Origin of the sequence: Rhodococcus sp. PvR044, assembly GCF_040548995.1 — a bacterium.
GTDB classification, from domain to species: domain Bacteria; phylum Actinomycetota; class Actinomycetes; order Mycobacteriales; family Mycobacteriaceae; genus Rhodococcus_G; species Rhodococcus_G oryzae.
In genome coordinates this window covers 170,590-191,697 of the sequence record NZ_JBEPSX010000005.1, presented here as the reverse complement: position 1 = coordinate 191,697, position 21,108 = coordinate 170,590, and the positions used below count along the sequence as shown (strand labels likewise).

Here is a 21,108-nt window from a genome sequence, read left to right as displayed (position 1 = left end):
ACCACCACGGACGGGGCGGAATCGAGGGTCGGCCGGATTCTTCTCATGTCACGACTCCTCGAGGGGGAAGGTGCCGCGGACACTAACGTAACGAGTTACTATGTAATAGTGAAGCATGAGACTCCGCCCCGTGCCGGGCGTCCCCGCGATCTGAGCAAGGACGAGGCGACGCTTGTCGCGACCCGCCGCCTCCTGTCCGAGGTCGGCTACCAGCAGACGACGGTCGCCGCGATTGCGCGGATGGCAGGCGTCAACACCCCAGCCATCTATCGGCGGTGGCCCACGCGCGAGGCGTTGATCGAGGAGGCCGTGCACGGGACCGGGGGTCACCCGCTGCCCGATGAGTCGGGTGACCTGCGAACGGACCTCGCGACCTGGGTGCGGATCTTTCTGATTCGTGCCGCGCGGCCCGCCGCGCGTGCCGGCGTGCCGGGCCTGCTTGCCGACTCCCAGACCCAAGAGGCGCGCCAGCGCCTGCTGGCGATCGGGGCGCCGGTGCGCAAGGCCTTCCAGGAGCTGCTGGACGGCGCCGTCGCCCGGGGGGAGATCGCCGCCGGGGTGAATGCGATGTTCCTGTTCGACCTGCTCTCGGGCACCACGACGATGCGCGGGCTCACCCGGGGAGTGGAGGACGAGGAGGACTTCGTCGACGCGCTCGCCGGCTCGCTGTACGTGCTGGCCGCGCACGCGACCGAGGCGTCGGACGTCACGGCGGTGAACCGATGAAGGTCGACGTGCAGTTGGACGGCAGGCCCGAGGACGCGGCCGCGCGGGCGCGTGAGCTCGTCGCGCTGGGTGCGGACGGGCTGTTCACCTTCGAAGGGGCCCACGATGTGTTCGTCCCGCTGATCGCGGCGTCGGGTGTGGTCGAGGCCGATCTGATGACGAACGTGGCCATCGCGCTGCCCCGCAGCCCGATGCACCTGGCCCACACCGCCAACGATCTGCAGACCCTGAGCCGCGGGCGGTTCCGGCTGGGCCTGGGCTCACAGATCCGGCCGCACATCGAGCGCCGGTACGGTACCGAGTGGTCGAAACCTGCCGCCCGCATGCGCGAGATGGTGCTCGCGATCAAGGCAATCTTCGCCGCGTGGGAGGGCGGTGCCCCGCTCAAGTTCCAGGGCGAGTTCACCACCCATACCCTCATGCCCCCGACCTTCAACCCCGGGCCCAATCCGTATGGGCCTCCGGAGATCTGTCTCGGGGCGTTGGGCCCGTTGATGACGCGGGCGGCCGCGGAAGTCGCGGACGGACTGCTCGTCATGCCGTTCAACAGCGCCAGGCACTTCCGGGAACGGACCCTGCCTTCGATCGAGGAGGGCCTCGAACTCGGCGGACGTTCACGATCGGACCTCGCGATCTACCCGCAGATCATCGTGGGAACCGGCCGCACCCCGGACGAGCTGGACGCGGCGGCGCGGGGCGTGCGGCGCCTGCTCGCGTTCTACGGCTCGACCCCGGCGTACCGGCCGGTGCTGGAGGTGGAGGGCTGGGCCGACGTGCAGCCGGAACTCAACGTGCTCTCCAAGCGCGGCGAGGTCGCCGCGATGACGGAGTTGATCGACACCACCATGATGACCACGCTCGCGGTGCACGGGACCCCCGAGCAGTGCGCGGCGGAGATCGTCGCCCGGTTCGGCGACCACGCGGACCGGGTGTGCTGCTACTTCCCCGGCTATCCGGTATCGAATAAGCATGTCGCCGAATTGATCTCGGCCATTCAGGCGGCGCGGCCGTGAGCGGGGTGTCCGTGCGGACGGATGGGGGAGTCGCGGTGGTGACCCTCGACCGGCCCGACCGGCGCAACGCCTTCACCAGCGCCATGGGCCGCGCACTGGGCGAGGCATATCGGACCCTCGACGAGGACGATTCGATCCGGGTCATCGTGCTCACCGGTGCGCCCCCCGCGTTCTGCGCAGGCGCGGATCTCGCCGGTGGCGCCGACACCTTCGACGCTCCCGCTGCCGAGTTCACCGCCTCGCCGGTCAATCCACCGGCCTTCGATCTGCGTAAACCGGTGATCGCCGCGGTGAACGGGCATGCCATCGGAATCGGGTTCACGCTCGCGATGCAGGCCGACATCCGGATCGTCGCCGAGGACGCCAAGTACGCGATCCCGCAGGTCCGCCGCGGGGTGCTGCCAGACGCGATGTCCCATTGGACCGTTCCGCATTTCGCCGGCATGGCGGCCGCGGCAGACGTTCTGTTGACGGGCCGCACCTTCGACGGCGCCGAGGCTGTCCGGCTGGGGCTGGCGAGCCGGTGCCTGCCGTCCGGCGAGGTGCTTCCCGCCGCTCTTGAGGTGGCTCGCGACATCGCGGTGAACACCGCGCCGATCTCGGTCGCGCTGTCCAAACGACTGCTGTGGCAGACCGCTCGGCACGGGTACGGCCCGGAGAAGGTTGCGATACTCGAGACGGACCTGCATCTGCGAGTGATGGGCAAACCCGATGCGGCCGAGGGAGTTCGCGCGTACCTCGACCGGCGCGACCCCCGGTGGACCTCGCGGCTGTCCACGGACTGGGAGGAGGTCTCGCCGGAATGACACAGCAGGGGGCAACCCTCGGCAGCGCGAGCACCACGGACGAGGTCCTCGACGGCGTCGACCTGAACGGACGCACCGTGCTAGTCACAGGGGTGACGAGCGGTCTGGGCGCCGAGACCGCCCGGGCGCTGGCCGGAGCGGGCGCGCACGTCGTCCTCACCGCCCGCGACACCGCCGCGGCAGGATCGGTGGCGACACGGATACGTCAGGCGCATCCCTCGTCGGAACCGGAAGTGTTCGGACTCGACCTCGCCGACCTGGAAAGCGTTCGTGCCCTGGTCGATCGGGTGTCCGAGCGCCGGCTGGCGGTCGACATCCTGATCAACAACGCCGGGGTGATGTACACCCCGTTCGAACGCACCCGCGACGGGTTCGAGCTCCAGTTCGGCACCAACCATCTCGGCCACTTCACGCTCACCACGGCGCTGCTGCCCTCGTTGTCGGCCGCCGCCGATCGATCCGGTGTGCCTGCACGGGTGATCACGGTGTCCTCGGACGCGCATCGGGCACACCCCGTCGATCTCGTCGATCCGAACTTCGAGAGCCGGACCTACGACAAGTTCGTCGCCTACGCGCAGTCCAAGGCCGCGAACGTACTGATGACCGTCGAGCTCGAGCGACGGGTCGGCGGTCAGGGTGTGCACGCGTTCGCGGTTCATCCGGGTGTGTGCGCCACCGGCCTCGCGCGCCACATGTCCTCCGGCGACATGGCCGAGATGAAGCGCATGTCGGCGGGCTCGCCGAACGCGCTGACGAACCTCAAGTCCGTCCCCGCCGCCGCGGCGACGTCGGTATGGGGAGCCACCGCGCCCGAGCTCGACTCGGTGGGCGGTGCCTACCTCGCGGACTGCGTGGTCGGTGCGGCCGCAGACCACGCCACCGATCCCGCCACCGCCGCTGCCCTGTGGGAATTGTCGGACGAGCTGACCGCCCCCAGCGCGCGGCAGCCCTAACCCACCCGAACTTCGTTCCAGGAGGACACATGTCACTATCGATCAACGAGGATCAGCGGGCGCTCGCGGACTCCGTCGCGGCCTTCGCCCGCCGGACGGCGCCGATTGCCGCCACCCGCACCCAGTTCGACGCCCTCTCCGCCGGTACCTGCCCCGCCTCGATGTGGGATGCGGTGGTGCGGCAGGGCCTGCACAACATGCACCTGCCGGAGGCCGTTGGCGGTTCGGACTGCGGGCTGCCGGTGCTGGCGGTCGTGGTCGAGCAGCTCGGGAAGGCGATGTTCCCCGGCCCGTACCTGCCCACGGTCCTGACGAGCGCCGTGGCGGCGACGGCCTCGAACGGCGCCGACGATCTGCTCGCTGCATTCGCCGGCGGCGCCACCGGCGCGCTCGTCACCGGTAGCCGGCTGACCGCACAGCCGGTGGCCGGCGGTTGGGCGGTCGAGGGGACCTCCGATCCCACCATCGGGCTGCCGGGCGCCGAGCGGGTGCTGGTGCGTGCCGCACTCGAGGGCACCTCCGGCGGGAACCTGTGGTTCTGGCTCGAGCGGGCGGATCTCGACGAGGCCGCGACCACCGCGAAGGTGGCGCCCTGCGAGGCGCTCGACCTGACGCGCTCGGTGGGCCGGCTCGAACTCGCCGGTCACCGGATTCCTCACGAGCGGGCGTTGTCCGGACTCGATGCGGACCGGGTCGACGTTGTCGTCACCTCGCTGCTGGGGGCCGAGGCCAGCGGGATCGCCGCGTGGTGTGTGGAGACCGCCGTGGACTATGTGCGCACCCGCCACCAGTTCGGACGCCCGGTCGGCAGCTTCCAGGCGGTCCAGCACAAGGCGGCGCTGATGCTGGTGCGGTCCCAGGTGGCCTGCGCCGCCGCGTGGGACGCGGCCCGTGCAGCCGATGCGAGCGCCGATCAGCAGCGGCTCGCGGCGGCGCAGGCGGCGCTCACCGCGGTCCCTGCCGGTGTCGACCAGGCGCTGGACTGCATCAGCCTGCTCGGCGGGATCGGGTTCACCTGGGAGCATGACGCGCACCTGTACTGGCGCCGTGCCATCAGCATCGCGTCCGCGGTTGGCGCGCAGGATATCTGGGCGGCGCGACTGGGAGATGCGGCCCTGCACACCGAACGCGACTTCTCGTTCATCGACGGGGATTCGCTGCCGGAGTTGCGGGAGCGCGTCGGGCGTGCGTTGGACGAGGTGCTGGCGCTTCCCGACGACGAGATCCCGTCGGAGGGATGGGCCCCGGCCCGGGGTGGATCCCGTCGCGCCCGGCTGGCGGCGGAGGGTCTGACCGCGCCGCACTACCCGCAGCCCTACGGGCTCGACGCCGGACCGGTGGAGCAGGCGGTGATCGGCGACGAGTTCGCCCGGCGCGGGCTCACCCAGCCCGACATGGGAATTGCCGAGTGGGTGCTGCCCACCCTGGTCGCGCACGGCAGCGAGGAGCAGCAGAAGCGGTTCGTCCCGGCCACCCTGCGTGGGGAACTCATCTGGTGCCAGTTGTTCTCCGAGCCCGGTGCGGGATCGGATCTCGCCGGCCTGTCCACCCGTGCCCGCAAGGTGGACGGCGGCTGGGTGCTCACCGGACAGAAGGTGTGGAACTCCCAGGCGCAGGAGGCGGATTGGGGAGTGTGCCTGGCGCGAACCGACGCGGATGTGCCGAAGCACGCCGGTCTGACCTACTTCCTCATCGACATGCACGCTCTCGGCGTCGACGTGCGGCCGCTTCGCCAGGTGACCGGGATCTGGGAGTTCAACGAGGTCTTCCTCGACGAGGTGTTCGTGCCGGATGACGGCGTCGTCGCCGGCCCTGGCGACGGCTGGCGGCTTGCGGTCACCACGCTGTCGAACGAGCGCCTGAAGATGGGATCGGCCAAGCTGGGCCACGGATCGGCGAACATGGTTCGTCGGCTGCTCGACCGCGACGAGTACGGGAGCACCCGGGACGAGGCCATGCGCGTCCTCGGCCGCAACACCGCCCGCGAGCTGTCGGTGGCGGCGCTGAACCTGCGGAGCGTGCTGCAGCGACTCCACGGATCGGAGGACACCACTGGGTCCCTGAACAGCGTGCAGAAGGTGTTCCACGCCATCGCCCAGCGCGATGGTTCCCGCGCGGTGGTCGCCCTGCTCGGACCGCTCGGCTGTGTGGGCAGCCCGGAAGAGCCGTATGTCCGTGACTACCTGGGAGTCCCGGCCGTCATGTTCGGTGGCGGAACCATCGAGATCCAGCTCAACGTCATCGCCCAGCGCGTGCTCGGCCTGCCGCGCTGACATGAACGTCACGCTGCTCGCGGATGGCCTCGGTTTCACCGAGGGCCCGATCTGCCTGCCCGACAACCGGATGGCCGTGGTGTCCATGAGTCGGGGCTCGGTCATCGTCCTCGAACGGGACGGCTCGGACGTGGCCGAGCACCGGGTCGGGGGAGGCCCGAACGGTCTCGCACTCGGTCCCGACGGCGAGTTCTATGTCGCACAGACGGTGGTATCTGGGCGGCGCATGCCGTGGCCGAGCCGGGAATCCAGGTCATCCGCGACGGTGAGGTGTCCTACCTCGCGAGGGGGATGGGCGCCCCTAACGACCCGGTCTTGGGGCCGGACGGGCGGTTGTGGGTCACCGACTCGCGGGAGCAGGTCGACTTCGCTCATCCGGATCGGGCGCTGCCGGGACGGGTCTGGGCCGTCGACATCGACACCGGCGAAGCGGAACTGCAACTCGAGGGCCCGGTCTTCGTCAACGGGATCGCGTTTGACGGTGATCGGCTCTACCTGACCGAGACCGTCAGCGGACAGGTGTCGAAATATGATGTGACACAGGGTCGTCCCATCGATCGGGCGACTGTGCACACGGTGACCGACGGGCATCCGGACGGGCTTGCCGTCGATTCCACCGGCCGGCTCTGGATCGCGACCACCAGCGGCGACCGCATCGACGTCGTCGGGTGCGGGGGCGCCCTCGAGGCGAGTTGTGACCTGCCCGCAGGTAGCATGCCCACCAACATCTGCTGTGGCCCAACGGGTTCGGGGGAGTTCTACGTCACCGCGGCCGGGACGGGATCCGTCTTCAGGCTATGGGGCTGCACCGATCACCAATGATCGCGCCAAGTGCCGGTAGTGGTCCGCGATCTCGTCGATCGACAGGCGCCCCGAGGGGTCGAACCACTGGCACACCCCGTTGATCAGATCCATCAGCGCCATCGTGGTGATCGCGACATCGCCGGGGGCGGTCTCCTGGCCCTGGATGGCGGCGACGACGTCACGAATGGCCCGCTGGTAGGTGGCCTGCAGGCCCACGATCGTGTCCAGCTGGACGGGGGAGAGGGCGCCGCGGTTGCCCCGAATGCTGAGCAGCTCGGTGTGCCTCTCATTGCTGATCTTCAGGTGGAGGCCGATCGCGTCGTCCAGACGGTCCCGAGGCGGGCGCGTCGAGTCGCTGAGCACCGGGAGGAGCGCGTCGTTGAAGTCGATCATGAACTGCCGGGATATCGCGAACAGCACATCCTGTTTGTTCCGATAGTGGTGGTACATCGTCGACGACGAGATCCCGGCGGCCTCGGCGATCTCGCGGATCGCGGTCATGCCGTAGCCGCGTTGGTGGAAGAGTCGCGCCGCCTCGACTCTGATCTGCTCGGCCACGTCGACACCGACCTCGAGACCAAGGTTTCTCGCCACTTCCACCTCCGACGTGAACCACCACCCGGTTCCAGGCGTCTTGCAGGGAAATCTAGCAGGACAACCGGCGCCCGGAACCGGTCGGCGCCCGGCGGGCGATCGAGGATCCTCCCGGTCGCCCCCTTCCACAGTGCGTCGACGGTGCGTCAGGTGCCCGGGATGACGCTGGTGCCGAGACGCCAGATCGTGTCCAACAGCTCCTGTCGGGAGGGGGTGACCTCCCGGCTCATGGCCTCAGCCATGAGCTCGCGGAACGCGCCGAGGAACGCGGCCGCGGCAAGTCGCGCATCGACGGTGGGATCGACCTCGCCGCTCCGTTGCGCGTGCACGATATTGCGCGCGGCCATGTCGATCTGGGTCGCGAGGCGTTCGGCGTCGGCCTGCGAAGCGGATGGCTCGCGCAGCCGCCTGCCCACGATGATCGGGGCGAGCGGATCCTCGCGCAGGAAGTCGATCTCCCTGGACAGGCGCAACCGCTCCCGCTCGATCCAGCCCAGATCCTCGGACACCGTGACGGCGAAGACCGCGTCGTCATAGGCGTCGTAGAAGGCGTGGACAACGGCGGCGACCAGGCCGTCCTTGGCGCCGAAGTATCGGTACAGCAGCCCTGGAGATGCCTCGGCGCGTGCCGCGACCTTCGCCACCTCCAGGGCCCCGCCCGTCTCCAGCAGTTCCGCGCGGGCGGCCTCGATGAGGCGCAGCCGGGTGGCTCCGCCCCTGGCCGTCAGCGCGTGGGGGGAAGCTTTGTCAGGGGACGATGACATTGTTCGGGTCCGGCTGCTCTTCCTTGGGTGCGGTGCTGTAGTCGCCGAACGGCGCGTCCCGCACGGCCACCATGGCGGAGACGCCCTGCTTGTCGGCCAGTTCGATGAATTCCAATGCCTCGGGGGTGTTTCGCATCAGCCCGTCGAGGATCGGTCCGAGCATCTGGGTGCTGGCCAGTCCCATGTTCTCATACGCCTGGTTCACGATGAGCTTCATCGCGGAGAGCTGGGAGACAGGAATGCTGGCGAGCTGCTCGGCCTGCCGTGCCACCTCGGCTTCGAGTTCCGCAAACGGCACCGCCTTGTTGATGAGTCCGATCTCCGCCGCCTCCACACCCGAGACGGGCTTGCCGGTGAGAGCGTACTCCTTGGCCTTCGCCAGCCCGAGACGGTAGATCCACATGCCGGAGAGGTGGCAGCCCCACATCCGCGCGTACGGCGTGCCGATCCGGGCATCCTCGGAGGCGATGACGATGTCGGCGCCGAGCGCCATCTCGCTGCCGCCGCCGAGACACCAGCCGTGGATCTGGGCGATCACCGGCTTGGGGCTTCGCCACATGCTCATGAACTTCTGGGTCGGGGCTTCCGAGGGCGCGGTCGCCATCACGAAGTCCTTGCCGGCGTCCCACTTCCCGTCGGTGTTCATCTGATCGCCCCAGTGGCTGAATCCGCCGCTGAAATCGTATCCGGCACAGAAGGATCGGCCGGCGCCGCGAACGACGATCACCTTGACCTCGGTGTCGCGGGTCGCCTTCGTCATGGCGTCCTGGAACTCGTCGGGCATCGGCGGAACGATGGTGTTCAGTCGATCGGGGCGGTTGAAGGTGATCGTGGCCACGGGGCCTGCGACGGAGTAGATCAAAGTCTCGTACATTTTCCACCTCTCATTGGTAAAGTGAATTCACTTTAGCTTTGGATCGACGCGGTTGTCTACCCCATTGACGGACTCGGGGTGACGTGGGTAACTTGATCCGCATTCGAGCGGTCGATCGATTGATCGACCCAATGTCTTTGGGCGCAAACATCATCCAGTCGATTGACGTGGATAGGAAGGCGGTCATCCGCCATGGAGTTGTCATCGGTCAGTCCCGCAACGGCCCCGGGCCCCGGGATGAAGGTCATCGTCACGGGTGCGGCTGGAGGGATCGGAGCAGCGCTTGTCGCGGCCCTGGCGGCGCTCGGATGTGAGGTTGTCGGGATCGACCGCCCCGGGACCACGCTGCCGGATGAAGTAGCGGCGATCCCGCTCCTCGAGGCCGACCTCGCGGACGAGTCGGCCGCGGCGGCCGCGGTCGAACGGGCGGTGTCACTGCTCGGGGGGCTGGACTGCCTCATCGGCGCCGCCGCCAGCGTCGCAACCGTGCACCGCGCCAAGTCGTTCTCCGCGGATACCTTCCGCCGGGATATCGAATCAAATCTGTTGTCCCAGTTCTGGACCGCACAGGCCGCCTACGCAGCCCTGGCCGAGAGCAACTGCGCGAACCTGGTCCTCTTCTCCTCGACAGGGGCCCTCGACGGCCTGCCCGGGCAGGTGTCGTACGGGGCCGCCAAGGCGGGAGTGCTCGGGCTGGTCCGGACGCTCGCCGCTGAATGGGCCGACTCCGGTATCCGGGTCAACGCGATCGTCCCCGGGCTGGTCGCGACCCCCAAGGTTCTCTCGATGCCGGACAGCACCCGTGATCGAGTGCTGCAGAACGTCGCGATGAAGCGCCTTGTCGGGGTGGACGAGGTGGTGGCGTCGGTGTTGTTCCTCATGTCGACGGGAGCCGGCGCCATCACCGGCCAGTCGCTGCGGGTCGACGGCGGCGCGGGGATCAACACCCAGGGCCTCTACCGCTGACCTGAGGTTCCCCCGAGCTCGTGAAAGGAGCTGTCGCAATGGAATACCGTGGCGTGGTCGACCCCGCGTTCGCCGCGGCGGCGGAGGAGTTCGAGCGGAACTTCACCGATCGCGGCGAGGTGGGTGCCTCCCTGTGCGTCCTGGTCGACGGCAGGCCGGTCGTGGACCTGTGGGGCGGTGTCGCCGATCCCGAGACGGGGCGGCAATGGGAACGGGACACGGTCGGTGTCGTGTTCTCGTGCACCAAGGCTGCCGTCGCGCTGTGTATCCAGCTGTTGATCGCGTCCGGCGAGATTCGCGAGGACCTGCCGGTGGCACAGGTGTGGCCGCAGTTCGCCGCGAACGGCAAGGGCGACATCACGATAGGAATGTTGCTCGATCACTCGGCGGGGATTCCCGTGCTCAGCGAGCCGCTCGGATCCGGCATGCTCGAGGACTGGGAGTACATGGTCGGCCGGATCGCGGACCAGGCGCCGTTCTGGCGGCCGGGCAAGCGGCACGGTTACCACCCGGTGACCTTCGGGTTTGTGCTCGGTGAGGTGGTTCGCCGCGTCACCGGCTCGTCGATCGGCGGGTTCTTCGCGGCGGAGATCGCTGGTCCGCAGGGACTCGACTTCTGGATCGGACTGCCGCAGGAGATCGAGCCGCGTATCGCTCCGATCGTCAAGGGGATCACCGGCGAGGTCACCACCACACCGTTCCTCGATGCCGCCCTTCACCAGCGCGGTTCGATCCCGAACCTCTTTGTGTTCAACTCGGGGGACTGGGCTCGCAAGGGGGTGAACACCCGCGCCGGCCGGGCGGCGGAGATTCCCGCGGCCAACGGTGTCACCAACGGGAGAGGCCTCGCGCAGATGTACGCGAACGCCCTTCTCGATCCCGTCGTGGGAGGTCTCGGACGTCTCGAATCGGCTCCGGCGCACTCGATGCCGGTGTCCGACGGCTTGGACGCGACACTGCTGATGCGAACCAGGTTCCGTGGCGGATTCATGCTGTCGATGGACAACCGCGCGGAGCTCGGCGACGGCCACAGCATGCGAATCGGGAGCCAGGCGTTCGGCCACTGTGGATCGGGCGGCTCGATCGGGTTCGCCGACCCCGAGCTCGGCCTCAGCGTCGGCTACACCATGAACAAGCAGGGCCAGGGGACGCTGCTCAACGAGCGCGGACGGGCCCTCGTAGATGCCATCTACCGCTCACTCGGCCAGACCGTCCCGTCGCCGCCGGCGCGACGAGCGCCGCAACTCGAACAGGATCAACGATGACTTCCTCCAACGAACAAGACGATTCGACACGGACAGACGTGCTCATCCTCGGAGCCGGGTTCTCCGGACTCGCGGCGGCCGCGATGATCTCCCGCGCGGGTGGTCTCGACTACCTGCTCCTCGAGCAGGGCGATGATGTCGGCGGGACGTGGCGCGAGAACACCTACCCGGGGTGCGCGTGCGACATCCCCTCGCCGCTCTACTCGTTCTCCTTCCGGCAGAACCCGGACTGGCGCCACCTCTTCGCGCCGCAACAGGAGATCCTGGAGTACCTCCGCGACACCAGCGCGGAACTTCGTATCACCGAGCGTATTCGCTTCGGCACCAAGGTCACCGGTGCCGACTGGGACGAGCAGGACGGGTCCTGGCGGGTCGACACGGCGGACGGCTCGGTCTTCCGGGCACGATTCCTGGTTTCCGCGATGGGGGTCCTGCACCACGCCTCCTACCCGAAGCTGCCCGGCATCGAGAACTTCCAGGGACCGGTGTTTCATTCCGCGCACTGGGATCACTCGTGCGACCTCGACGGCAAGCGAGTGGCCGTCGTCGGCACCGGCGCGAGCGCGATCCAGTTCGTTCCCGCCATCGTCGACCGGACCGCCACGCTCGCGCTCTTCCAGCGGACCGCCCCGTGGATCGTTCCCAAGGTCAATCGCGCGTTCAGCGAGGACGAACGGGAAGAGATGCGCCGCAACCCGATCAAGCGATGGAATCGCCGCGCGCGTCTGTTCTGGATCCACGAGAAGCGGGCCAAGGGATTCGTCTCGGACACCTCCAAGATGGGGCCCACGAAGGCACTCGCCTCGGGTCACCTGAAGCGGCAGATCCGTGATCCCGAGCTGAGGGCAAAGCTCACTCCGGACTACGAGATCGGCTGCAAGCGACTGCTCATCTCCAGCGACTACTACCCGGCCCTCGCCAAACCGCACGTCGACGTCGTCACCGCAGGCGTCGAGGAGGTCCGTGCGCAGTCCGTGGTCGCCACGGACGGAACCGAATACGACGCCGACGTCCTCATCTTCGGCACCGGCTTCGACGCCCAAAACAGCCTCAGCCGGGTGCCGATCCGGGGACGCGACGGCGTGGCCCTCGGTTCGCAGTGGGAGTCGGGTCCGGAGGCGTACCTCGGAACGACCGTGGCGGGGTTCCCGAACCTCTTTTTGCTGTGCGGCCCGAACACGGGCCTCGGGCACAACTCTCAGGTCTTCATGATCGAGGCACAGGCCGAGTACATGGCCAAGTGCCTGCGATACGCGGGCCGCGGCGGCGTGATCGAGGTCCGGCGCGACGCCCAGGATCGCTTCAACCAGTTCCTGCAGGGGCGGCTCTCCTCGACCGTGTGGCAGGCCGGTGGATGCAAGAGCTGGTACCAGGATCCCGCCACCGGGCGCAACACGCTGCTGTGGCCCAGATCGACGTTGTCGTACTGGCTGCGCACCCGCTTCGTGCGGCGTTCCGACTATCTGCGGCACGCCAGGGCCACCGTCTCACAACCGCCCGTCACCACCGGCTGAGCCGCACGGTGCACGCACTCGTTCCGAATCCCAGCGGACTCCTCACTCATCTCAGAAAGGCCCCGCAATGACGACCATTCCCGAACTGTTCCAACGCAACGCCGACCTGTTCCACGACAAGCCCGCGCTCACTCATGACGGAGTGACGCTCACCTGGGGCGAAGCCCAGTTGAGCATCGCCCGGATCGCGCTGGGCCTGTCCCGGCTGGGTGTCCGGAAGGGCGATCGCGTCGCGATCATGATGTCGAGCCGCCCGGAGCACTGGTTGACGGACCAGGCGGCGGTGCACCTCGGTGCTCTTCCGGCCACGGTGTACGGCACCATGCCGTCCTCCCAGATCGCTTACGTGGCGAATCACAGCCGAGCGCGTGTGGCGGTGCTCGAGGGAGCTGACGAGGTCGAACGCTGGCTCCCGGTGCTCGACCAACTCCCTGAGCTCGAGCACGTCGTAGTGCTCGATCCGGAGGCGTGTGTGGCCGGCGACGAGCGCTTCGTCAGGTGGTCCGACGTGGTGACGGAGGGGACGGACCTCGAGGCGTTCGAGGCTGTCTGGCGGGAGATCACCGAGGACGATCCGGTGACGCTGATTTACACCTCTGGGACGACCGGCGTGCCCAAGGGTGTGTTGCTGACGCACCGCAACGTGATCGCCAATGCGGAGGCGAGGGACGCGGCGGCGCCCACGCCCGAACACTTCCGCAGCGTCTGCTACCTGCCCCTCGCGCACATCGCCGAGCGCATGGTGTCGGTCTACATGATCGTTCACAAGGCAGGCCACGTGACCTTCTGCCCCGATCCGAGTCGGCTGGTGGAGCAGCTCGTCCGGACTCGCCCGACCAGCTTCTTCGGTGTCCCCCGAATCTGGGAGAAGCTCGCCGGGGCGCTGCGTTCGCGGCCGGGTTCGTCTGCCGCGGACGTCGGACTCGACGAGGTCCTGTGGGCCTGCAGTTCGGCTGCTCCGCTTTCGGTCGCTGTGCAGGAGTACTTCCGGTCGCTGGGAGTCTCGATCGTCGAGGCGTGGGGGATGACCGAAGCGACCGGTGTGGTCACCTCCACCAGCGCGGAGGATTTCCGGTTCGGTTCGGTCGGTATCCCTATCCCGGGCACCGAGATCAAGCTGCTGGAGGACGGCGAGATCCTCGTGCGCGGTCCGATCGTGTCACCGGGCTACCTCCAGGAGGACGGATCACTCGTCTCCGTCACCGACGACGACGGCTGGATGCACTCGGGCGACGTAGGACGAATCGACGAGGACGGGCATCTCTACATCGTCGACCGCAAGAAGGACCTGATCATCACCGCGGGCGGGAAGAACATCGCGCCCGCCGCGGTGGAGGCGCTGCTGACCAAGCACCCCCTGGTCGGTCAGTCGCTGGCCTACGGCGACCGCCGGCCGTACCTGGTCGCACTCATCGTTCTCGACCAGGAAGCGGCTGCGGCGTGGGCGACCTCGCGTGACATCGCCTTCGCCACACCGGCTGAGCTCGCCACACATCCCGATGTGATCGCGGAGATCGACCGCGCGGTCGATCTCGCGAACGAGGACCTCGCTCGGGTGGAACAGGTCAAGCGCTATCAGGTGCTTCCGACGGAATGGACTCCGGAAGGCGGCGAACTCACCGCGAGCCTGAAGATCAAGAGGCGTGCCGTGCACGAGAAGTACGGCGACGTGTTCGACGCTCTGTACGCGTAGCGACCCGCCCCGCCCCGGATCGGACCGGGGCGGGTTCACCACGGGTCGTGCTTCGAATACGGAGTCAGCCAGGGTGCGCGCCTCGGCCGTACACGGTCATCCGATTCGGCGGATGAGGTCGGCCTCGCGTCGGCCGGAGAGAAGCGCGCCATGGACCGTGGAGGATTCGGTGGCGTGCGTGGCCTCACCGGCGAAGAAGACTCGGTTGCCAACCGGTTCGGCGACGATGTCCCGGTCGTCGGGGGTGGAGTCGATGCCGGGGTAGGAGTAGGAGCCGCGGGCGTAGGGGTCGGACGACCAGCGAGTGATCCGATAGTCGCGGGGTTCGGGCACACTCTCGCCGTACATGGCGCGCAGGGCGAGCATCCCCTCTGCGACGGTGGCAGTGTCGTCGAGGGTTTCGATGCGGCGCGCGACCGACCCGCCGCGCAGCGCGGCGATCACGGGCACCCCGGTGACGCTTTGTAGCGGAAACCATGCGGCCATCGGATCGTTCGGCACGCCGAATTGGGCGATGAGCTCGGCGTCATCCCAGAACTGGGTGTCGAAGCGTAGATACAGCTTGTTGTAGACGCCCATGCCGAGGCGTCGGATCGCCTCCTGTTTCTTCGCTGGCAACGGCGGATCGAAGGTGACGGCATCGGTCTTCAGCACCCCCAGCGGCAGGGTGACGACCACGTGATCGGCATGGAAGACACCGTGGTCGGTGTGCACCCGAACCCCGGTGGTGTCGTGGGCGATCCGATCGACGACATGACCCAATCGCACGTCCAGGCCCTCGGCGAGCCGGGTCGGGATCTCGTCGTAGCCGCGGGGAAAGACCACCTGATCGCCGCCGTGGCTCACGTGGTGCTGGCCGACCCACAGCGGGACCTGTTCGGGGTCGGCGCCGAAAGAGTCCTGGATGAAGTGGTGGACGGTGTTTCGGACGCGGTCGGCACGGATGCCGGTCAGGCGCAGCTGCGTCAGCACCAGGTCGATCGCGGCGGCGAAGGAGGTGTTCGAGAACCGTGGGAGCGCGGACAGCACCTGTATTGCGGCCAGGGCCGCCGCGGCGTCGGCTTCGTGCTCCGCCATCTCGGCCGCGGTCAGGTGGTCGCCGCCGCTGTAGGTGGTGATGACGTTCTGATTGAGCACCACGGTGGGGAGCTTGAACTCGTCGCGCAGCTCGGTGACGGGGTTGCCGTCGATGCCATGGATCCAGGAGGCGCCCAGGTCCAGCGGCATGTCTCGCCAATTGCGATCGGTCCACAATCGACCTCCCATGCGGTCGCGTGCTTCGAGCACCGTCACCCGGCGTCCGTCTCGGGCGAGGTCGCGTGCTGCGGTGAGCCCGGCGATGCCGGCTCCGATCACCAGCACAGAACCGGTGCCCGGCGTCGATGCGTTGGCGCTGCGGCGCCCGAAGCCTGCGGCCGATGTGGTTGCGAGGATCGCGGCTCCGATAAGCACGGACCGTCGGTTCGGACTCATGGTGGTTCCTTCCTTGGACCCTCTACGTCGGTACAACTAAGGCCCTGATGGTACATCGATGTACCAGATATCGCGCTGCCTGAAGTGCCGGGCGCCCAACGATCCTCGAGAACTCAGTCGCGCTTGGCTGCCCCGTGCAGGATCATCGAGAGGAGGAAATCGGGTGCCTGCCGGGAGCCCATTTGCTCGTCGAGGACCAGGTACCAGGCGGTCTCCGCCAGCCCGAAGAGGGTGAAGGACAACCACTGCGGCGGCAGTTCGGGGCGGATGTGGCCCTCGCGCTGGCCGCGGGCGAAGAACTCGTCGAGACGGTTCATCAGGTCCTCGGCCCGCGCGACCAGTGCCGGCTGGCTCAGGAGATGCGGTTCCAGGGACAGGACTCCCCAGATCTGGGCCAGCGGCAGAAAGTTGTTCGTCAGTGCGGTCAGTGCGGTCTGGAAGTCCGCTGTGCCGAGTTCGGCGGCGTCGAGTGCCTCGGCCGCCCTGGCATGAATGCGGTCGGCCAATGCGGTGACGAGTGTCTCGCGAGTCGGAAACAATCGCGTCAATGAGGTGCGGCTGATCCCGGCTGCCTGTGCGATCGACTGCATGGATGCGCCCCTGTCGCGTGCCAGAACGGGGGTCGCGGCGGCCAGGATGGTCTCTCTCCTCGTTGACACGCGATCATCGTAGTTGGGGATCGTCTCCGCTCCCGTGCTCGCTTGCGCGTGTGGCTACCGCACGACCAGGTCGTGATCGGTGGCGCTGAGGGTGATCGGCGCCACGCGCTTGCCCCGCGACCAGTCCCGCACGAACGCGTCGAGGGTCGGGTCTGCGCCACGCGCGTCGTAGGCGGCGCGGGGTACCTCGATCGCGCCGACCAGATGCCTCGGCTGATCGTCGAGGCCGGTACCGCGCGGCCCCAAGCGCAGGCCGTCCGCGGTGTGTAGAAGCACCGGGATCGTCTTCCCGTCGGGGGCGGTGACCGTGGCGGGCCGGGTGGTCGCGGCCGGATCGAAATGCTCGACGGACAGCCGGTAGGCCGACGGACCGGCGTGCAAGCCGGCCTCGTCGAGCAGGCGCGGATCGAGGATCGAGTACGGAACCTGCGCCTCGACAAGAAGTTCGGCGTCGATCAGGGTGTCGCGAGCGGGTAGCTGCGCCGACAGATTCCACGGTACGGGCGGGGCCAGGGTGTCCGAAGACCGGTCCGCCGACGGGTTCTTCAGCGGGATTCCGGGCAGGGGCGCACCGGTGGCCGCGAACGACCAGGCCGGGTCGTTCAGGTTCTTGTGCCAGAACCCGGACCGGCCGTCCTGGCGTCCGGCGACTCGCAGCTCACGACGGTCCGGACCAACGCCGGTGGAGTGCACGCTGATGGCCGAGGTGATCTCGCCAGGGATCTTGGGCTGGTGCACCCAGTCCTGTGCGGGTAGCTGGATCGCCGCGAAGTGGTGGAACCACGACTCGAACGCCGAGTTCGGGGCGGTGGGTTTGCCGCTCTGGTCATCCCAGCTGTATCGGAAGAACACCGAGTCTCCGCCGGTACCGTCGATGTCGTAGTTGCGGGTGTACATGTCGCCGTACTTGTTCATCACGAAAGTGGTTGAAGCCGAGGAAGACAGCGCGATCGATTGGAAGCGCCCGCCGACGGGGCCGCCGATCTCGTAGCTGTCGTCGTCGGGCAACCACGGGTCGGCGTACGTGATGCGGCTGCCGTCTCCGGTCAGCGTGGGCACCATCGTCATCTTCGCGAGCCCGAAGTAGTGGATCCGGCCGGCAACGTCCGTGTAGGTCTGGTTGTCCCAGGGCGATCCGACGCTCAGCGCCCAGGTGCCCGGATCCCCGCCGGGAAGCCGCTTGCCCTTGCCTAGCCACAGCGGTGCCCCGAACGAGGAGGTCCAGTTCCAGAAAACCGGCGCCTGCGAGGCGTTGTCCATGGTGTAGATCCACCCGTCCTCGTCGACCGCGATCAGCTCGTCGTCGTCCACCGAGATCCCGACCAGGCGATCGCGCAGGCACGTCGGCAGCGGCGCGTATCGCCACGGCTCGGGATTGGCGCCGTTCCACGACCGGGGCCGGGTCAGCAACGCGTTTCCGGCCAGCGCGTAGTCCCAGAACTTGTTGAACTGAGTTGTCTGGGTGCGCAGTTCGACGCTCGCCGGCGCGCCCGACCCCGCGAACTCCGGCAGCCCCGCCAACCCGTCCCTGGCTCCGAATGATGGCAGGCCGGGCGGTACCTGCGCGGTGCCGAACGGGACGCAGTCGGCGGGTGCGCTCGATGCGGGCGCGGCCATCGCGGCAGGCACCGACGCGGTCAGCGCCACAACCGCAATCGAGCACACGACGGCGGTGCGAACTCGCGATCGGGGGGCATCGTCGAGATAGGTAGGAATGCTCACGACATGAAACATCAACTGCCATTGATGGTTTGTTACATGTCCCAGGTCGACGGCCTCGCTCGACCAGACCTCCGGCCCAATCCTCGGTGATGATCCCTGCTCCACATCCCCAAGCCGACGAGGTGACTGTGACATGTTCCAATGGGAAGAGGCGCGGACAGGGGGAAATGGTCGCGGCGGAAGCGAAGTGGGCCGACGCGGCCGACTTCGCTACAAGGGGAGGGGTTGCAGTGCGCATGGTCCTTGGGGGACGGGCCCGGCGATCGCGTGTCGTCGTCGCGGCGGGGTCCGCGGTGCTCATCGGGTTCGCCGGGAGCGTCACTGCCACCGCGGCGCCGGTCTCGGAGGTGGGTGTCCCTCCTGGGTTTGCCGAACAGGAGCTCCGCTGGCGTCCGTGTCCGTCGGACCTCCTCGACCACGCGCTGGCCGGCGACGGCTACGCGGCGGCCCGATCGGCCGTACTGCCCGGTCTCGACTGCGCACGCATCCGCACCCCGCTCGACTGGGCGCATCCCGCCGACGGGCGCGAGGCGACCTTCTGGATCTCGAGGCTTCCCGGTACAGGCAGTGCGACCACACCGCTGCTGACCAGCACCGGCGGTTCGGGCGCCGGTACCCTCCTCGATCCGCACAGCTTCTCCGGCGGAATGCCGAAGCTCCGGGAATCGTTCGACCTCGTCGGTTTCGACGCGCGGGGAACATCCACGTCGTCGACGGCGCAGTCCTGCGATCCGGCCGTTTCCGGGGATCCGGGCCTCCTCGGGACCGGGCCGCGGGAGGGCTATGACATCCTCGACTTCTCGGCGCCCTCTGTAGCCCGTCAGCTGGACGACGCCCGGCGGTGGACCGAGCGATGCCTCGCCGGGGCGGCCACGACCCCGGATGGCGCGTCGACGGCACCTTACGTCACCTACTGGCAGACGGTGCGTGACCTCGACCTGGTGCGGCAGCTCCTGCGCGCGGACAAGTGGAGCTACCTCGGGGTGTCGCAGGGGACCGCGCTCGGGCGAGAGCTGGCGCGGACCTTCCCCGGCCACGTCGACCGATGGGTGCTCGATTCCGTCGTCGATCCGCTCAGGAGCCCGAACGCGGTTCTGCAAGAACGGTATCGGGCCCGGCAGCAGGCCGTCGAGACCGAGTTCGCGCCCTGGGCCGCGACCCGCGGAACCGTCCTCGGCGACAACGCGGATCGGGTACTGGCGTCGATCACGAAGCTCCGCGCCGACCTCGCCGCCCGGCCCGTGCAGCTCCCCGGGGGCCAGGCGTTCACCGCGAACGACCTGAACCCCATCCTGTTCGGTGTCGGGAACGCCGCCAACGAGGCCGTGCTGTCGAAGCTCCTCACGATTCGCGCAGCGGTGTACGGGGATTCGTCACCCGCGTCGGTCCAGGCGGTCGTCGCGATGGTCTCCCAGTTCCAGCTCTCGCCGCTGATCGACCGCGAGCTGGGTGCCGTTCTCTCCGGCGCCCCGCGGCAGGGCTGGTGGACGGCCTACAACTGCAATGCCGCGGAATGGAGCCACGACACCAATGCCGTCCTCGCGGAGCAGCAGTGGGCGGCCGAGCAGGCGCCGCTGACGTACCTCGGGATGGGGTTCTCCGCCGTGTGCGCGCAGTGGCCGTTTCCTGGGCGGGCGGATTCGCAGTCGGAGTGGGGCGAGGTGCCGGGCATGCTGCTGATCACCAACGAGCTTGACGCCGTCACACCGGCCGGCGGCGCGCGCGCCCTCCGCGACCTGGTCGCCGGTTCGCGACTGGTCACAGTGGAGGGCAAAGCCGCCCACCTCGTCCTGCCCCAGCGGACTCCGTTCGGGCTCCCCGGCGGCGTTCCGGGAACCAGCTCGTGCGCCACGGACATCGCCGTCCGCTACCTGATGACCGGTGAACTGCCGCCGAAAGACCAGACCTGCAAAACCAATTGAGCCTGGAGGCCATGGTGGACAGCGAGACGTCGAAGCGATCGCGGCCGCGCCGCGTACTCCGTGTTGTCGGGCGGGTGATCGCCGGCGTCGTCGCTGTGGCCGTCCTCGCCGTTGCGGTCTCGGCCGGCTTCCATCGGTGGCAGACACCGCGCGACAAGGCGGCCATCGAGGAAGCGATTGGTGCCGATCACCGCTATGTCGAGGTGGACGGGCGCCGGATGAGCGTCGCGGTCCAGGGATCGGGACCGCGCACCATCGTCATGATGCCCGGACTGGGCACGCCGGAACCCATCCTCGGCTTCGCCCCGTTGGCTCGTCGCCTGGCGGAGAAGAACACGGTCGTCACCGTCGAGTACTTCGGGCTGGGCCTCAGTGACGGCACCGACGCCCCCCGCACCAGTGAGGCGATCGTGACCGAGACGCGGGCCGCGCTGCGCGGTCTGGGGCTGAACGGTCCTTATGTCCTGATGCCCCATTCGATCTCGGGTCTGTATGCGACGTGGTGGGCCACGCACCGGCCGGACGAGGTTGCCGCCGTTGTGGGCTTGGACGACGAGCGCTACACCTCGGACGGCGCCAAGGGCGACCCGGACTGGCCGGGCTGGATGTCCAAAGTCACCTCTGTCGGCGGCATCCGCGACCTGATCGCCCTGGACAAGCGCACCGATTACCTGGGCCTGGTGGCCGACTATCGGCAGAGTCTCGGCGATACCGCCGAGTACACCCCGGACCAGCAGGACCGGTACCTGGGGGCGTACTCGTGGGTGCTGAACCCGACGATGCTGGACGAGGTCGCCCACGAGCCGGAGAACGTGCGAGCGATCGAGGGGGCCGTGTTCCCGCCGACGTTGCCGGTCCTGTCGATTCTGGCTGCCTCCTCGCTCGAGGCGGAACCGGAATGGGAGCCCTCGCACCACGCGACGATCAGCAACCCCGCGATCCAGCAGGTCGCGATCCTCGACGGCCACCACTACCTGTTTCACGCTCAGGCGGCGACGATCGCCGCGCTGACGGAGCGCTTCCTCGACGACCACGTCAAGGCGCCCTGAGCCGGCGAATTGTGGTCTGGTTGTTTCGTGCGATTCTG

Annotated in this window: 18 protein-coding genes; 12 read left to right on the top strand and 6 right to left on the bottom strand. The window is 68.3% G+C overall.

Features of this window, described 5'->3' with window-relative positions; all coding sequences use genetic code 11:
* Positions 1 to 108: 108 nt before the first annotated feature.
* The 6 genes from ABIC28_RS14055 (at position 109) to ABIC28_RS14030 (ending at position 6,593) form a co-directional block, all read left to right on the top strand.
* A complete protein-coding gene (locus ABIC28_RS14055; protein WP_257017470.1) occupies positions 109 to 726 on the top strand; it encodes a TetR/AcrR family transcriptional regulator in 618 nt (205 codons plus the stop codon).
* On the top strand, positions 723 to 1,739 hold the full coding sequence (locus ABIC28_RS14050; RefSeq protein ID WP_269589641.1) for a TIGR03617 family F420-dependent LLM class oxidoreductase: 1,017 nt from the start codon (positions 723 to 725) through the stop codon (positions 1,737 to 1,739). The genes ABIC28_RS14055 and ABIC28_RS14050 overlap by 4 nt, the downstream gene beginning before the upstream one ends.
* Positions 1,736 to 2,545: an enoyl-CoA hydratase/isomerase family protein gene (locus ABIC28_RS14045; RefSeq protein ID WP_097211740.1), complete on the top strand. Its 810-nt coding sequence runs from the start codon at positions 1,736 to 1,738 to the stop codon at positions 2,543 to 2,545. The genes ABIC28_RS14050 and ABIC28_RS14045 overlap by 4 nt, the downstream gene beginning before the upstream one ends.
* Positions 2,542 to 3,498 carry an SDR family NAD(P)-dependent oxidoreductase gene (locus tag ABIC28_RS14040; protein WP_097211815.1) on the top strand — a complete coding sequence of 319 codons (957 nt, stop codon included), beginning with the start codon at positions 2,542 to 2,544 and terminating at the stop codon, positions 3,496 to 3,498. Before ABIC28_RS14045 ends, ABIC28_RS14040 begins: the two co-directional genes overlap by 4 nt.
* A gap of 29 nt (positions 3,499 to 3,527) precedes the next feature.
* The gene (locus tag ABIC28_RS14035) at positions 3,528 to 5,771 is read left to right on the top strand and encodes an acyl-CoA dehydrogenase family protein (RefSeq protein ID WP_354579401.1); all 2,244 of its coding nucleotides are present in this window, start codon (positions 3,528 to 3,530) and stop codon (positions 5,769 to 5,771) included.
* A gap of 231 nt (positions 5,772 to 6,002) precedes the next feature.
* The gene (locus ABIC28_RS14030; protein ID WP_354579399.1) at positions 6,003 to 6,593 is read left to right on the top strand and encodes an SMP-30/gluconolactonase/LRE family protein; all 591 of its coding nucleotides are present in this window, start codon (positions 6,003 to 6,005) and stop codon (positions 6,591 to 6,593) included.
* On the opposite strand, the gene ABIC28_RS14025 is transcribed toward ABIC28_RS14030, so the two are convergent.
* From ABIC28_RS14025 to ABIC28_RS14015, 3 genes are all read right to left on the bottom strand, one after another.
* A complete protein-coding gene (locus ABIC28_RS14025) occupies positions 6,567 to 7,169 on the bottom strand; it encodes a TetR/AcrR family transcriptional regulator (RefSeq protein WP_354579397.1) in 603 nt (200 codons plus the stop codon). The two genes, ABIC28_RS14030 and ABIC28_RS14025, sit on opposite strands and share 27 nt — an antisense overlap.
* Positions 7,170 to 7,315: 146 nt before the next feature.
* Positions 7,316 to 7,933 carry a TetR/AcrR family transcriptional regulator gene (locus tag ABIC28_RS14020; RefSeq protein ID WP_097211736.1) on the bottom strand — a complete coding sequence of 206 codons (618 nt, stop codon included), beginning with the start codon at positions 7,931 to 7,933 and terminating at the stop codon, positions 7,316 to 7,318.
* A complete protein-coding gene (locus tag ABIC28_RS14015) occupies positions 7,917 to 8,834 on the bottom strand; it encodes a crotonase/enoyl-CoA hydratase family protein (RefSeq protein WP_257017476.1) in 918 nt (305 codons plus the stop codon). The genes ABIC28_RS14020 and ABIC28_RS14015 overlap by 17 nt, the downstream gene beginning before the upstream one ends.
* A gap of 165 nt (positions 8,835 to 8,999) precedes the next feature.
* Here ABIC28_RS14015 and ABIC28_RS14010 point away from each other — a divergent pair, with 165 nt between their 5' ends.
* The 4 genes from ABIC28_RS14010 (at position 9,000) to ABIC28_RS13995 (ending at position 14,245) form a co-directional block, all read left to right on the top strand.
* Entirely contained in the window at positions 9,000 to 9,773 is a 774-nt protein-coding gene (locus ABIC28_RS14010; RefSeq protein WP_354579394.1) for an SDR family NAD(P)-dependent oxidoreductase, read from the top strand.
* A gap of 38 nt (positions 9,774 to 9,811) precedes the next feature.
* On the top strand, positions 9,812 to 11,038 hold the full coding sequence (locus tag ABIC28_RS14005) for a serine hydrolase domain-containing protein (protein WP_354579392.1): 1,227 nt from the start codon (positions 9,812 to 9,814) through the stop codon (positions 11,036 to 11,038).
* Complete coding sequence (locus ABIC28_RS14000; protein WP_354579390.1) at positions 11,035 to 12,552, top strand: flavin-containing monooxygenase; 1,518 nt, start codon at positions 11,035 to 11,037, stop codon at positions 12,550 to 12,552. Before ABIC28_RS14005 ends, ABIC28_RS14000 begins: the two co-directional genes overlap by 4 nt.
* A 67-nt stretch (positions 12,553 to 12,619) precedes the next feature.
* Positions 12,620 to 14,245, top strand: coding sequence for an AMP-dependent synthetase/ligase (locus ABIC28_RS13995; RefSeq protein WP_354579388.1), 1,626 nt, complete (start codon positions 12,620 to 12,622; stop codon positions 14,243 to 14,245).
* Between the two features lie 96 nt (positions 14,246 to 14,341).
* On the opposite strand, the gene ABIC28_RS13990 is transcribed toward ABIC28_RS13995, so the two are convergent.
* From ABIC28_RS13990 to ABIC28_RS13980, 3 genes are all read right to left on the bottom strand, one after another.
* Positions 14,342 to 15,718, bottom strand: coding sequence for a flavin monoamine oxidase family protein (locus tag ABIC28_RS13990; RefSeq protein ID WP_354579386.1), 1,377 nt, complete (start codon positions 15,716 to 15,718; stop codon positions 14,342 to 14,344).
* Between the two features lie 113 nt (positions 15,719 to 15,831).
* Complete coding sequence (locus ABIC28_RS13985) at positions 15,832 to 16,377, bottom strand: TetR/AcrR family transcriptional regulator (RefSeq protein WP_209928259.1); 546 nt, start codon at positions 16,375 to 16,377, stop codon at positions 15,832 to 15,834.
* A 54-nt stretch (positions 16,378 to 16,431) separates the two neighbouring features.
* Positions 16,432 to 17,994, bottom strand: a complete 1,563-nt coding sequence (locus ABIC28_RS13980; RefSeq protein WP_354579603.1) for a hypothetical protein — start codon at positions 17,992 to 17,994, stop codon at positions 16,432 to 16,434.
* Positions 17,995 to 18,335: 341 nt separating this feature from the next.
* On the opposite strand from ABIC28_RS13980, the gene ABIC28_RS13975 reads away from it, so the two are divergent.
* Positions 18,336 to 20,021 (top strand): alpha/beta fold hydrolase, encoded by a 1,686-nt coding sequence (locus ABIC28_RS13975; protein ID WP_354579601.1) that lies wholly within the window; start codon positions 18,336 to 18,338, stop codon positions 20,019 to 20,021.
* 11 nt (positions 20,022 to 20,032) lie between these two features.
* Entirely contained in the window at positions 20,033 to 21,070 is a 1,038-nt protein-coding gene (locus ABIC28_RS13970) for an alpha/beta fold hydrolase (protein ID WP_354579384.1), read from the top strand.
* Positions 21,071 to 21,108: the final 38 nt, after the last annotated feature.